Annotated in this window: 15 protein-coding genes; 13 read left to right on the top strand and 2 right to left on the bottom strand. The window is 35.8% G+C overall.

All coding sequences use genetic code 11. The features are described from left to right. Positions 1–33 precede the first annotated feature (33 nt). From rnhA to BN358_RS06820, 3 genes are all read left to right on the top strand, one after another. Entirely contained in the window at positions 34–474 is a 441-nt protein-coding gene (gene rnhA / locus BN358_RS06830; protein WP_019228481.1) for a ribonuclease HI, read from the top strand. A 69-nt stretch (positions 475–543) separates the two neighbouring features. Further along, positions 544–1,248 (top strand): LysM domain-containing protein, encoded by a 705-nt coding sequence (locus BN358_RS06825; RefSeq protein WP_019228480.1) that lies wholly within the window; start codon positions 544–546, stop codon positions 1,246–1,248. A gap of 20 nt (positions 1,249–1,268) precedes the next feature. Next, positions 1,269–2,057, top strand: a complete 789-nt coding sequence (locus tag BN358_RS06820) for a patatin-like phospholipase family protein (RefSeq protein WP_019228479.1) — start codon at positions 1,269–1,271, stop codon at positions 2,055–2,057. Between the two features lie 53 nt (positions 2,058–2,110). Here BN358_RS06820 and BN358_RS06815 read toward each other — a convergent pair whose 3' ends face one another. Then, positions 2,111–2,623, bottom strand: a complete 513-nt coding sequence (locus BN358_RS06815; protein WP_019228478.1) for a ferritin — start codon at positions 2,621–2,623, stop codon at positions 2,111–2,113. A 124-nt stretch (positions 2,624–2,747) separates the two neighbouring features. Between BN358_RS06815 and BN358_RS06810 the strand changes: the two genes are divergently transcribed. Then, positions 2,748–3,638: a YncE family protein gene (locus BN358_RS06810; RefSeq protein ID WP_019228477.1), complete on the top strand. Its 891-nt coding sequence runs from the start codon at positions 2,748–2,750 to the stop codon at positions 3,636–3,638. On the opposite strand, the gene BN358_RS06805 is transcribed toward BN358_RS06810, so the two are convergent. Further along, on the bottom strand, positions 3,631–4,161 hold the full coding sequence (locus BN358_RS06805; protein ID WP_019228476.1) for a DUF4364 family protein: 531 nt from the start codon (positions 4,159–4,161) through the stop codon (positions 3,631–3,633). The genes BN358_RS06810 and BN358_RS06805 overlap by 8 nt on opposite strands. Positions 4,162–4,300: 139 nt before the next feature. Here BN358_RS06805 and BN358_RS06800 point away from each other — a divergent pair, with 139 nt between their 5' ends. The 9 genes from BN358_RS06800 (at position 4,301) to BN358_RS06765 (ending at position 12,278) form a co-directional block, all read left to right on the top strand. After that, positions 4,301–5,413, top strand: coding sequence for a polysaccharide deacetylase family protein (locus BN358_RS06800; protein WP_019228475.1), 1,113 nt, complete (start codon positions 4,301–4,303; stop codon positions 5,411–5,413). 104 nt (positions 5,414–5,517) lie between these two features. Further along, on the top strand, positions 5,518–6,426 hold the full coding sequence (locus BN358_RS06795; RefSeq protein ID WP_019228474.1) for a GNAT family N-acetyltransferase: 909 nt from the start codon (positions 5,518–5,520) through the stop codon (positions 6,424–6,426). Beyond that, positions 6,419–6,637: a (2Fe-2S)-binding protein gene (locus BN358_RS06790; protein WP_019228473.1), complete on the top strand. Its 219-nt coding sequence runs from the start codon at positions 6,419–6,421 to the stop codon at positions 6,635–6,637. Before BN358_RS06795 ends, BN358_RS06790 begins: the two co-directional genes overlap by 8 nt. Beyond that, positions 6,634–7,335 carry an NAD-dependent protein deacylase gene (locus BN358_RS06785; RefSeq protein ID WP_019228472.1) on the top strand — a complete coding sequence of 234 codons (702 nt, stop codon included), beginning with the start codon at positions 6,634–6,636 and terminating at the stop codon, positions 7,333–7,335. Before BN358_RS06790 ends, BN358_RS06785 begins: the two co-directional genes overlap by 4 nt. Positions 7,336–7,352: 17 nt before the next feature. Further along, positions 7,353–8,450 (top strand): transporter substrate-binding domain-containing protein, encoded by a 1,098-nt coding sequence (locus tag BN358_RS06780; RefSeq protein ID WP_040582148.1) that lies wholly within the window; start codon positions 7,353–7,355, stop codon positions 8,448–8,450. Continuing rightward, positions 8,440–9,339 (top strand): sensor histidine kinase, encoded by a 900-nt coding sequence (locus BN358_RS06775; protein WP_051010988.1) that lies wholly within the window; start codon positions 8,440–8,442, stop codon positions 9,337–9,339. Before BN358_RS06780 ends, BN358_RS06775 begins: the two co-directional genes overlap by 11 nt. Then, positions 9,320–10,684: a sigma-54 dependent transcriptional regulator gene (locus tag BN358_RS06770; protein WP_019228471.1), complete on the top strand. Its 1,365-nt coding sequence runs from the start codon at positions 9,320–9,322 to the stop codon at positions 10,682–10,684. Before BN358_RS06775 ends, BN358_RS06770 begins: the two co-directional genes overlap by 20 nt. Before the next feature lie 156 nt (positions 10,685–10,840). Beyond that, a complete protein-coding gene (locus tag BN358_RS27450; RefSeq protein WP_232233031.1) occupies positions 10,841–11,308 on the top strand; it encodes a hypothetical protein in 468 nt (155 codons plus the stop codon). Continuing rightward, complete coding sequence (locus BN358_RS06765; RefSeq protein WP_019228469.1) at positions 11,268–12,278, top strand: Na+/H+ antiporter NhaC family protein; 1,011 nt, start codon at positions 11,268–11,270, stop codon at positions 12,276–12,278. The genes BN358_RS27450 and BN358_RS06765 overlap by 41 nt, the downstream gene beginning before the upstream one ends. Positions 12,279–12,472 lie beyond the last annotated feature (194 nt).

Below are 12,472 nucleotides of genomic sequence, written 5' to 3'. Positions count from 1 at the left end.
TAGCGTTAGATAGTAGTAAAAGGCGGAGAAATAATGAAAAAAGTCAACATATATTCAGACGGAGCCTGCAGCGGAAATCCCGGTCCGGGAGGATACGGTGTCATACTTGAATACAACGGCAAGGAAGCTGAACTGAGCGGGGGAGAAGAAAACACAACAAACAATAGGATGGAGCTCATGGGCGTAATAGCAGGCCTTGAAGCATTAAAACAGCCCTGCGAAGTAACTGTAACTACGGATTCCAAGTATGTGACAGATGCATTTAATAAAGGGTGGCTTGTATCCTGGCAGAAAAAAAACTGGAAAAAGTCTGACGGTAAGCCGGTTTTAAACTTAGAGCTATGGCAAAGGCTTTTGAAAGCTGCAAGCATTCATAATGTTACATTCATTCATGTACTTGGACACAACGGGCATCATTACAATGAACGCTGCGACAAGCTTGCTGTAAGAGAAAGGGATAAATTTTCTAGTTAACTATTAAGAAACATTCATAGCCTCATGAATATTATAAATTAACAAATTATATTATGAGGTGATTATATAATGATTTATAGACAAGATCAAAATTTATGCCCCAACAAATTTACCATGCCCTATGTGGTTCAGCCCGGTGATACTTTAAATTCCATTGCGGCAAGATTCGGAACAAATTTAGTTGGACTTCTGGAACTTAATCCTATGCTGAGACTTCGCACATTGACTGAAGGAATGTCTCTATGTGTTCCAAGGGTTCCTGAAAGACCATCATGCATTAACGGAGCATATTATACAATTGTTGAAGGAGACAGCTTTTACAACATAGCCCTTAAGTATAGACTGCCTTTGAATATACTCCTTGAAGCTAACCCGGAAGCAAATCCATATGACTTGAAGGTTGGTCAGGAGATATGCATTCCTAATGTGCCCGCAGGCTGTCCTTTTGGAACAGTTGTAGTAATTCAAGAAGGAACAAGATTAAGCGACATTCTTATAACTTACAATTTAAGCCTTAATGAACTGGTGGATGCTAACCGTGAATTTAATCCGAACATAATAGTTCCTGGAACAGAACTTTGCATACCTCCTGAAAACTTTCAGGAATGTGACACAGAAAACTCAAGAGAATATATTATAAAACCTGGAGAAAGTCTGGCAACGGTGGCTGTTGCACACAACATTTCGCCATCTGCATTACTTACTGCCAATCCAAATTTAAGGCCGTCAAACTTCCTTATTTCTGGAACCAGGGTATGTGTACCAAATGTATAAATAGATAATAGGAGAAATAAATGAACAGCAAAAAAAAAGTAGGAATTGCCTTAGAGGGCGGGGGAGCAAAGGGTGCTTACCAGATAGGTGTCTTGAAAGCTTTAAAGGAACTAGACATCCATTACCAATGCGTGGTCGGCACATCAATCGGAGCTCTTAACGGAGTGTCCTACGTATTGGGCGATTATGATAACAGCACTGAATTGTGGAGCAAATTTGATTTTTCATATTCGGACAATAATAAAAAGAAAAGCAAAAATTCTCAAGATATATTTGATAAAATAACAAGAAACATCGACAAATTTGAAAATAGCTATTTGAAAAGCTCAGGTGTGGATCCTGAGCCCATCATTGAATTTTACAAGGATGTGGTGAGAGAAAAAGATATTCGTGATTCAGTGATTGAATACGGACTTGCAACATATTGCCTCACTGACAGAAAACCATTGAAGCTTTTTAAGGAAGATATACCGGAGGGTATGCTTCACGAATTTGTTTTTGCCAGCTGTTATCTACCGGTATTTACACCAAGGCCCATAGGAGATAAGTATTATCTTGATGGAAGCATGTTTTTAAAATTACCTGTGGAAATGGCGGCTGATAAGGGCTGTGATATAATAATTGCAGTACGCCTGAGACCTGAAAAGTATGATTACAGCAGTTTTGAAAATGTTGAAATAATAGACATAGCACCTGATGAATATTTAAGCAGTACATTAGAAGCAAGTTCGGAAAGAATAAAGTGGATGATTCGTCAAGGTTATGAAGATGCAAAAAGAATACTAGATGAAAAACGCCAGATATTTTAAATATCGGCGTTTTTTTAATAAAAAAACAGCAGAATTTTCTGCTGTTTAATAATTTATAAAACAAGTGAAGGCGGAGCATAAACTCTTGCAGCCAGCTCCTGGTTCAGCATGTAAAGACCTTTTGCATCTGATCCGAAAACATTGTATTTTAAAATCAAATCTTCTGCATTTTTTTCTTCTTCGCCTTGTTCCTTAATGAACCAGTCTAAGAATTGTGTTGTACGATAGTCCTTTATATTGGAAGCTTCACTGTAGATATTGTTTATAGAAGCTGTAACAAACTGCTCGTGTTTCAAAGATTCCTGAAGCGGCGACATGAAACTTGAAAAAGTGATGTCTGGAGCCTTGATTTCTGTGAGTGTCACTTTTTCGCCGTTGTTTTGCAGGTATTGAAGAAATAAAAGTGCGTGGTCTCTTTCTTCCTGTGCCTGAACTTTAAACCAGTTTCCAAAGCCGTTAAGCCCTGCTTCATTATAGTAATTTGACATATCCAGATATAAATATGCCGAGTAAAATTCTTTATTAATTTGTTCGTTAATCAAACTTGATACTTTTTCATTCAACATGATAATCTCCTTTAAGTAATCTATTTAGTATATAGATACCCAAAAATATTCAAACAAAACAAAAAATAAAAATTCATATTAACTTATTTTGCTCTTTGTCATATACTACATGGAGGTGATTGCTATGATATGTGATGAAAAGGTGGCTGCAACGGGCATGAGCAATGGACGATTGATGCTTTTCTTGCTGGAACTATTTGGCGATGATTACATATGTAAAAAGGCGGTTGATTTAAGCGGTCTTGAGAAGGCTTCTATACACAGCATCATTACCTATGATAATTGTGTGTATCTGGCCGATTCATTCAACAATAAAATTTACAAATATGGCTATAATGATGGTGATTTTCTAGAAACAACGGTAGGAAGAGATCCACGTCACATGTTCATTTACAATGATACCATGTATGTTGCGAATTTTGATTCCGACAATATTTCTGTAATTGATTTGTCAACATTCACTTTGACAGAATCAATTCCTGCAGGAATAAAGACACACGATGTAATTGTAGCTGAAGACAGTAAAATGCTGTACACAACCTGCTATGAAGAAAATTTGGTTATAGAATACAGCCTGATAAGTGAAAACAAACGCTATTTCACCACAGATGGAAAGCCTATGCACCTGGTTTTGTCAAATGACTGCCTAGTAGTGATGACATACTTTGTAAACGGAAATGTTCACACAAAAATAAACTTTATGGATTTGCACAAGGCAGCTGTTAATGATGTAATAGAACTAGAAGGACTTGCATCTGATTTTTTAATTGACAAAAATATGATTTATACAATTAACATAGTTGATAAGAGCCTTTATGTTATTGATGTCTTTAAAAGAAAAATAATAAAGAAAATCTTTCTGGGCGGTTATCCTGAAAGTATTGCCGTCGGTAAAAATAACATATATGTGTCAAATTCCAAAAAGAACCAGATTGTATCCGTTGATAAGCAAAGTCTTACAATAAACGAAACAATAGAACTAAATTTTATTCCGGACTGCATAAAGATTATTTAAGGTCTGAAGTCAGTGTATTTATGATGCTGCCGAATATTTCTTCAGGATTTGAATCCCATTTTTTGCATATGTTTTTTGCTAAATCTTCTGTAGGAACATTTATGCTTAAGCTGAAAATGATGGATTCATTTTCCATGACCTGAAGAGTCACAATATACTCGTCTTCTTTTCTTTTGTAATAGTGTCCAAGCAGTTCCCTCTGTCTTTTAATCTGCTTTTTTAAAAATGAAAAGTTTGTTTCTACTTCCTTTGTGAAATAATCGGGAAGCTTATCTGCGAACATTTCAAGTGCAGCAATGCCTGCTTCTGATATGGAATAATACTCATTGCCATTTTTAGAGTTTAGTACTACAAACTTTGCATCACACAAGTCACCTAAAAGCTGCTGAAGGGTAAAATAATCCATGATGTTATGATCTAATATGTAATTTGTAAGCTCAATATTAGTAAGGGGGATGTTGATGTAATTAAGCATATATAACAATTTTAATTTATCCTGTGCAATTTTGTTGCCGTTTCCCAATTTAGTCCTCCTGGATAATATATATTATTTATTATACCAAAATATAAATTAATAACAATATAAAATATGAAAATTCTTCATGTGGACATTATTGTTGTTATGATATAAAATTGATATATATAATAAAAAGGGGTATGAAATGAAAAAAGCGCATTTGTTATTGACAGTTTTATCATTTGTGTTGCTTACATCATGCAGCAACATTCAGGGGGAAGTTCCATCATCAGGCATTGTTCAGGAGCAGGAAGCACCTGTTGAAAATGAAGACATCACACTTCCGGAAGAAAATCCAGTAACTAATAATGTAAATAAAAACAATGAGGATGAAGTAATTATTGATCCGGTATCACAAATAGATTTATCCTTAAATCCAAATGAACTTGGTGAAATAATGATTTTAATGTATCACGGAATAGGTGATACTGAATCAGACTGGCAGAGAACTCCGGAAAATTTCCGAAAAGATCTGGAATACATGTACCAAAACAAGTATCAAATGATAAGCCTTAATGACTATGCCAAAGGTGAAATAAAAACTAAGGCTGGATACACACCTATTATTCTTACATTTGATGATGGAAGGCAGAACAATTTTAACTACATTGAAGATAATGGGCAGCTTGTCATAGACTCTGACTGTGCTGTGGGAATACTTGAAGAGTTTAAAAACAAGTACAGCGATTTTGATGTTACGGCAAGTTTCTTCCTTGGAACAAACCCTTTTGGACAAAAAGAATACGTAAATGAAAAAATGAACTTTCTTGTTGATAATGGTTATGACATAGGAAATCACACATACAGCCACGAAAAGCTCGAAATGCTGAGAAGTGATGATATTCAGGCTGAAATAGGAAGTGTGAACAACATTATAAACTCATACGTGCCAGACTATAAAATTGAAACATTAGCTCTCCCTCACGGAAGCAACCCAAAAGATGAGTATTTAGACTACATGCTTGAAGGAAGTTACGAAGGCAAGGAATATAAAAACATTGCAGTTCTTGACGTGGGCTGGAGGCCTGCATATTCGCCTTTTGACACCATGAACAACTTCAAGAGCCTGTACAGGGTTACTGCAAGCGAAATAAAGGTTGACAACTGCGGAATGTATGATTACTTCAAACAATTTGAAGCAGGTTCAAGAGAAAAATTTATAAGCGATGGAAACAGCAATGTTGTTACAATACCAAAAAAACATGAAGAATATCTGAACAAGGAAATGACAGGAGAAAAAATAATAAACGTATATTAAGGGAGGCTTGCCTCTCTTTTTTTACGCCATTAATTTAATAAATAATATTGAGAACTTCAAAAAAATCGAGTACAATAGAGTAAATTGAAATGTAGGGGGAAATGATGAATATAATAAATCCAAGCATTAAACTTAAATGTATCATAGACCGAAATGATTACGAGAAAATAAAGAACTTAGAAAATATATGCCGGGAACATGATAAAACATCCCTTAAACTTGAACTTGATTATAAATTAAGCAACTTGAAGTCATCAGAAACAAATTTAGTTAACATAAATGAATTTATGTATTTTAATGATGATGAGCTTATTGGATACTTAGGAATCTGTGATTTCGGAGGGGACGAAATCGAAGTGAACGGAATGGTTCATCCCCAGTATAGAAGGATGGGAGTGTTCAAAAGACTTTTTTCACTGGCTCGTGATGAATGGCATAAAAGAAAATCCGTTTCCATGCTGCTTTTAAGTGACCATCAATCAACTCAAGGAATTGAATTCATAAAAAGTGTATGTGACGGGTATGCCCATTCTGAATATGACATGATTTTAAACATTGAAAATTTTCAAGAATTACAATCTAAGACTCTAAAATTAAGAAAAATCACAAGAGATGATGCATCAGAAATAGCAAGGCAAAATTCAATTTATTTCAACATGGAGTTTTTAGAGGAAGATAACATTGAAACTGAGGTCGGAAGCTATAAAAACATTACATATATGGCAGAAAAAGAACATGAAGCAGTAGGAAAGGTAAGGATTGAAATCAACAACAAACAAGGTGGAATTTATGGATTGGGTGTATTGCCTGAATACAGGGGCCTTGGGTACGGACGTCAAATACTTTCAATGGCTATCGAAGAACTTTTGAAAAACAATGCTGAAAGTATTTTTTTGCAGGTTCTAACAAATAACGAAAATGCACTTAATCTTTATAAGTCCTGCGGTTTTTCTGAAAGATACACCATGGATTATTATATTATTAGAAATGACAATGGAGAGAATAATGGATGAAAACAAAAGAACTGAAATAATGGACAAAATGATAAAGGTATGCATCTGCAAGGGAATTTCAAGGGCTTCAATCAAGAAAGCCATAAAAGAAGGTGCTCTTACAGTTGATGAAGTAAATAAAATTACCGGCTCAGGCGGAGGTTCCTGCGGAGGAAATAAATGCAGGGAAAAAATTCTCATGATGATAAATGAACGGGAGGAAAATCTATGAATCAGGACTTACAAAATATAATTGAAGAAAGCAACAACATAGTGTTTTTTGGTGGAGCAGGTGTGTCAACTGAAAGCGGCATACCGGATTTTCGAAGTGTTGACGGACTGTACAGCACAACATACAAATATCCGCCTGAAACAATCATTTCTCACAGTTTTTTTGTAAGAAACACATCTGAATTTTATGATTTTTATAAAAATAAAATGATATTTTTAGACGCTTTGCCAAATCAAGCTCACATAAAGCTTGCTGAACTTGAAAAGAGAGGAAAGCTTAAATGTGTAATAACACAAAATATTGACGGACTTCATCAGGAAGCCGGGAGCAAAAATGTTCTGGAGCTTCACGGTTCAGTCAGGCGCAATTACTGTATGAAGTGCGGGAAGTTTTATGACGTGTACAGCATAGTAAATTCAAAGGGTGTTCCAAAGTGCCAGTGCGGAGGAACCATCAAACCCGATGTTGTATTGTATGAGGAAAGCCTTGACGGTGAAATTTTAGAAAAATCTGTGGAATACATAGAAAAAGCCGATGTGCTCATAGTTGGGGGAACTTCACTTGTTGTTTATCCTGCAGCAGGACTCATTAATTATTTTAAGGGGAAAAAGCTTGTGCTTATAAACAAGTCTTCAACTTCACTGGATAAAAGTGCTGATTTGGTAATCTGCGACAATATCGGAAAAGTATTTCAATAAATCAAAATGAGGATTAAATGTACAGAAGAAAAGAAATATTAAGCATACTTGCAGTAATGATTTTAGTAGTTGTAATTATAATATTTGCTTATGAAAGAGATGTAAGGAAAAACTTGACAAGCTCTGAAATTCAGTGGCTCAAAGAGCAGGACTCCATTATTTATGCAGCAAACGACAATGCTCCGCCACTGCGTTTTGTAGATGAAATTGATGATCAGTACAAAGGTGTTGTGGTGGACTACATCAATCAGCTGTCTCTTGAACTTGGAGTTGACATTCAGACTGTTCCCATGGAGTGGAATCATGCATTGGAATCACTGAAAAATGGGAATACTCACATATGTGATATGTTTGTTAATGAGGAAAGAAGCAGATATTATTTGTTTACAGACCCCATTTACAATTTAAGGACAGTTCTTCTTACAAAAAACAACAAAAGCTTTGAATTAGAACAAATTAACAACATGGTAATTGCAACAGAAAAAGGTGATTATGCCAATGCATATTTAATTGAAAATTATCCTGCTGCAAATCTTGTGTACACTCAAAATGTTGAAGAAGGACTTGAAATGTTTTTATCAGGTAAAGTTGATGCTGTAATTGGCGATGAGCCAATTATAACATATCTTCTTGTGGAGAGGGGGCAAAATACAAATCCTAATTATATCAATCAGGTTCTCTATGAAGAAGAGGTTGTTCTTGCTGTATCAAAAAATAAACCTGAGCTTGTTTCCATACTCAACAAGGCTATTTTGCAGATGAACAAAAAAGGACAACTTGAAAAAATTCAACAAAAGTGGTTTGGAATATCAACGCCTCTCATTGCAAAGAAGACTGATGCAGAAATGATTGAAAATATAATTATTTCCGTTATAATAGCATTAATTGGTTTCACAGTGATAATTTTAAACAACTATTCTCTTAAAAAACAGGTGAGACGTAGAACCATCGAACTTGAAAGCAGCCGAAATGAGCTTAGGATAATATTTGACGGCATGACTGAATACATGATTGTAGTTGACAAAAACAAAAATATTATAAACTGCAATAAAAGTTTTGCTGATTTTTCAGGAACTTCAAGAGAAAAAATTGCAGGAGAAAACTGTGAAAATTAATTTGAAAAATTTTTGCAACGGCTGCACAGGCTGTATGACTGAAGAAACTCTAAAATTGCAGAAAACAATCAAAAAAGAAGTAATGGCCGGCAAGGATGTTTATGAAATAACTTGTCAGCTGCTAAAAGGAGCAGAAGACACTGTTCTTATTTCAATAAAAAATATAACAATAGATAAAATAAACAGAAACCAAATGCTTCAGACAAACAAAATGATTGCAGTGGGGCAGCTTGCAGCAGGCATGGCTCATGAAATCAGAAATCCTCTGGGGATTATCAGGACACAGAGTTACTTGCTTCGTTTAAATGAAAATCAGGAAGAAACAACAAACAAGTCTCTTGATTTCATAGATTCAAGCGTGAACAGGGCAAGTTCGATAATAGACAATATACTTAGTTTTTCAAGACTTACGGGAAACAAAAAAGATTTTGTAAATCTGAAGGAAATAATTCAAAAAATTATAGAGATGCACAATGATATAATCAAAAAAGAAAATATAAGAGTTTCTCTTGAATGCAGTATTGATGAAAAGCTGAATTTGAGCACAGAAAGTATGGAACACATTTTGCTTAACCTTATTTCAAACGCAGTAGAAGCAATGGAGCATGGGGGAGAAATTAAAATAAACGCCAATGTTGAAGAAGGCAATATCATCATTGTGTGCGAAGATACAGGATGCGGAATTGACGAAAACAACATGAACAACATATTCAATCCTTTTTTTACAACGAAGGAACTTGGAAAGGGAACCGGCCTTGGGTTGTTCATTGTTTATTCGGAAGTGGAAAAAATGGGCGGCAAAATTCATGTATCCAGCAAACTTGGAGAAGGAACAAAGTTTACCATAACAATACCAGCAGAAAGGAACAATGATGACAGGATTATTTAAAATATTAATAGTTGATGATGATGCAGATTACAGAGAAACATATAAGATGCTTCTTAAAAGAAAAGGATACAATATAGAAGCCGCATGTTCTGCCGAAGAAGCATTAAATGTTATGGATAAGGAATTTTACCCTCTTGTTATTACGGACATTATGATGCCTGGAAAAGACGGAGTGAGCTTTTTAAGGGAAGTAAAGGATTTATATGACAAAAATGTTGAAGTTATAATGGTAACTGGCTACGGCAGCATTGAGACAGCAGTACAGACAATGAAAATGGGAGCCTTTGGTTATTTTATCAAAAGTCATAACCCGGAAGAGCTGATACTTGAAATAGAAAAAGTTTATAAAATATTTTCTCTGCAAAACATAAATAAAATCAACAAAAACAATGAAAAGGGCAGGCACCTTTGTACCAGCAAAAACAAGAAAATGCAGAAGGTTTTTGAAATGGTCGAACTTGTGGCTGCAAGCAACTCAAACGTCCTGATTACAGGAGAATCAGGAGTAGGTAAGGAAATAATTGCCCATTTGATTCATGAAAAAAGCCCACGTGCTCAAATGCCGTTCATACCAATAAACTGTCAGTATTTTTCTGCAGGATTAATAGAATCTGAGCTGTTCGGACATGAAAAGGGAGCCTTCACAGGGGCAGCCTCAAGAAGAATAGGGCATCTTGAAGAAGCAAACGGCGGAACAATTTTCCTCGATGAAATCGGAGACATGGAAGAAAACACACAGGTGAAGCTGTTAAGAGTATTGGAAACAAAAAGAATTGAAAGAATAGGATCAAACAAATTAATTGATGTTGATTTCAGGCTGGTTTCAGCAACAAACAAAGATCTTGGCAAATCTGTTCTTTCAGGCAGGTTCAGGGAAGACTTGTACTACAGGATAAACACCATAGAAATAAAGGTTCCTCCCCTCAGAGAACGAAGGGAAGACATTGAAGATTTGATTTATTTTTTCATCAACAGGTTTAACATGGAAATGGGAAAGGGAATAAAGACCATTGACGAAGATACAAAACAATACCTTTTAGACTACAAATATCCCGGCAACATAAGGGAGCTTAAGAATATTATTGAAAGGCTTGTTGTTTTGTCAAATGGAGGTGTACTTAAGGCAGAAATGTTCAAAAGCGAGAAAATAAATATCAATGAAAATGAAAAAGAAAATATTACACCTTACAAGGAAGCAAAACAAAATTTTGAAAAGCGTTACATTATTCAGGTATTGAAAGAATACCAAAACAACATTACACATGCTGCAAATATTATGGAAATAAGCAGAAGACAGCTTTTTAACAAAATAATTGAGCTGGACCTTAAGGAATATATCAAATAATAGGAAAAAAAGTGCTAGGAAAAAAATTTCCCGTTGAAAAAAATTTCCTGGTATTTTTTATGCCTTTTGGCCTTGTTGCCGGTTTTAATTCATATAAAATGTTGGCACGCATATTGCTTATATATAACTGAACTATATATTATTGGAGGTAATCAAATGGAATCACAAAGAAAAAAACTTGAGTTTTACGGCGGTGAATGGATGTCATTTATTCCATTCCTGGTATTTTTGGCATTAATAATCACAACAACATTTCATTTTGGATCAATTTCAGACGGCGCTTTGTGGGTGCCTGCATTTATGGCTATTATCGTCGGTTTTTTCTTTGCAAAAAACAAAAGTGATTTTGCTAATGCTGTAATTGATGGTATGGCAAGCAAGGAAGCAATAATCCCTGTAGTGTGCTGGCTGTTTGCAGGTGTATTTTCAAGAATATTGAGAACATCTGGTCTTGCATCAGGTATTGCCGGTGTTGCAGCAGGAATGGGAGTAAGCAGCACAATGTTCATAGTTGTTTCTTTTATAGCATCAGCTTGTTTTTGCAACTGCATCAGGTACTGGCTTTGGCACAATAGCAGCAGGCATGGGCGTTCTTTATCCGGCAGGTGTTGCTCTTGGTGCTAATCCTGCAATGATGGCAGGAGTTATAATTTCAGGAGGAGCATTTGGTGACAACCTGGCACCTGTTTCAGACACAACAATTTGTTCTGCAACTTCACAAGGCGTTGATGTTCCGGGAGTTGTTAGATCAAGACTTAAATATGCCATGGCAGCAGGATTAATAACAATCATATGTATTTTTATATTCGGTTCAGGAAGTGGAGCAGCCGGAGCTGCAGCTGAAGCTTACAGCTATGATCCTAAAACATTGCTTATGTTAATTCCTGTTATAGCAACAATATACATTGCTGTAAAAACTGGAGATATAATCATTGCTACAACTATAGGTTCTGTGTTTGCTGCAGCAACAGGAGTTGCCGCTGGATTGTTTGACATAGTTCAAATAGATGTAGTTGATGCAGTAAGACCTGCTCTGCTGACAGTTTCAGGTGCCGGGCTTGACCGTACAGTAGGCGGAGTTATTTATGCAGGTTTAAACAGCATGATTCAGGTTTGTATACTTGCACTTCTTCTCTTTGGTTCAATTTCCATAATGAGACAAGGACAGGGAGATGTAAAGCTCTTAAATGCCCTGGGAAAAGTTGCAAACACAAGAATTGGAGCAGAGCTTACAATTTCTGCTATGGTAATAAGCCTTTCAGCTCTTATGGGATTGAATGCACCTGCAATTCTTGCAGTTGGATCTTCATTTGCAAAACCTTTGGGAGACAAGCATGGAATAAGTCCATACAGAGTTGCAAATCTTCTGGATGCACAGTCAAACACATTGTGTTATGCACTGCCATGGACACCAGCTATGATTTACACATTAGGTTTTGCAGCTGACAGCAGCGCCCCATTGGTGGCAACACAAGTTATGCCATACGTATTTTATTCATACGCAATGCTTGCTGTAATGTTTATTTCTATACTGGTTGGTGTTGGACAAAACGACAATTTGGGCAAAGCTTTAAAACAAAAGAAAGAAGCTTAAAAAGATTATAGCTGCCATGCATGTGCATGGCAGTTAAAAATTATAGAAGCCCTAACCCCATTGTAGGGGAGGACTACTGTCCTCCCGCTAAAAAATAGCGGTAGGTCTTTCGCAACGAGCACCCAATGTATGCGACCAAAGGAGCAAATACATTGGTGATGCGAGACTGCGGAACAATTGTATATCAATAGTAA

The sequence above is a fragment of the Sedimentibacter sp. B4 genome (assembly GCF_000309315.1).
GTDB lineage: Bacteria > Bacillota > Clostridia > Tissierellales > Sedimentibacteraceae > Sedimentibacter > Sedimentibacter saalensis.
This window is presented reverse-complemented; position numbering and strand designations above follow the sequence as displayed.

What these genes read in the sequence shown, in the direction of transcription:
- BN358_RS06765 (WP_019228469.1), top strand. Translation starts at nt 11,268, where the DNA reads ATGGGCGTTCTTTATCCGGCAGGTGTTGCTCTTGGTGCTAATCCTGCA.
- BN358_RS06820 (WP_019228479.1), top strand. Translation starts at nt 1,269, where the DNA reads ATGAACAGCAAAAAAAAAGTAGGAATTGCCTTAGAGGGCGGGGGAGCA.
- BN358_RS06790 (WP_019228473.1), top strand. Translation starts at nt 6,419, where the DNA reads ATGGATGAAAACAAAAGAACTGAAATAATGGACAAAATGATAAAGGTA.
- BN358_RS06810 (WP_019228477.1), top strand. Translation starts at nt 2,748, where the DNA reads ATGATATGTGATGAAAAGGTGGCTGCAACGGGCATGAGCAATGGACGA.
- BN358_RS06780 (WP_040582148.1), top strand. Translation starts at nt 7,353, where the DNA reads ATGTACAGAAGAAAAGAAATATTAAGCATACTTGCAGTAATGATTTTA.
- rnhA (WP_019228481.1), top strand. Translation starts at nt 34, where the DNA reads ATGAAAAAAGTCAACATATATTCAGACGGAGCCTGCAGCGGAAATCCC.
- BN358_RS06795 (WP_019228474.1), top strand. Translation starts at nt 5,518, where the DNA reads ATGAATATAATAAATCCAAGCATTAAACTTAAATGTATCATAGACCGA.
- BN358_RS06770 (WP_019228471.1), top strand. Translation starts at nt 9,320, where the DNA reads ATGATGACAGGATTATTTAAAATATTAATAGTTGATGATGATGCAGAT.
- BN358_RS06825 (WP_019228480.1), top strand. Translation starts at nt 544, where the DNA reads ATGATTTATAGACAAGATCAAAATTTATGCCCCAACAAATTTACCATG.
- BN358_RS06815 (WP_019228478.1), bottom strand. Translation starts at nt 2,623, where the DNA reads ATGTTGAATGAAAAAGTATCAAGTTTGATTAACGAACAAATTAATAAA.
- BN358_RS06800 (WP_019228475.1), top strand. Translation starts at nt 4,301, where the DNA reads ATGAAAAAAGCGCATTTGTTATTGACAGTTTTATCATTTGTGTTGCTT.
- BN358_RS27450 (WP_232233031.1), top strand. Translation starts at nt 10,841, where the DNA reads ATGGAATCACAAAGAAAAAAACTTGAGTTTTACGGCGGTGAATGGATG.
- BN358_RS06785 (WP_019228472.1), top strand. Translation starts at nt 6,634, where the DNA reads ATGAATCAGGACTTACAAAATATAATTGAAGAAAGCAACAACATAGTG.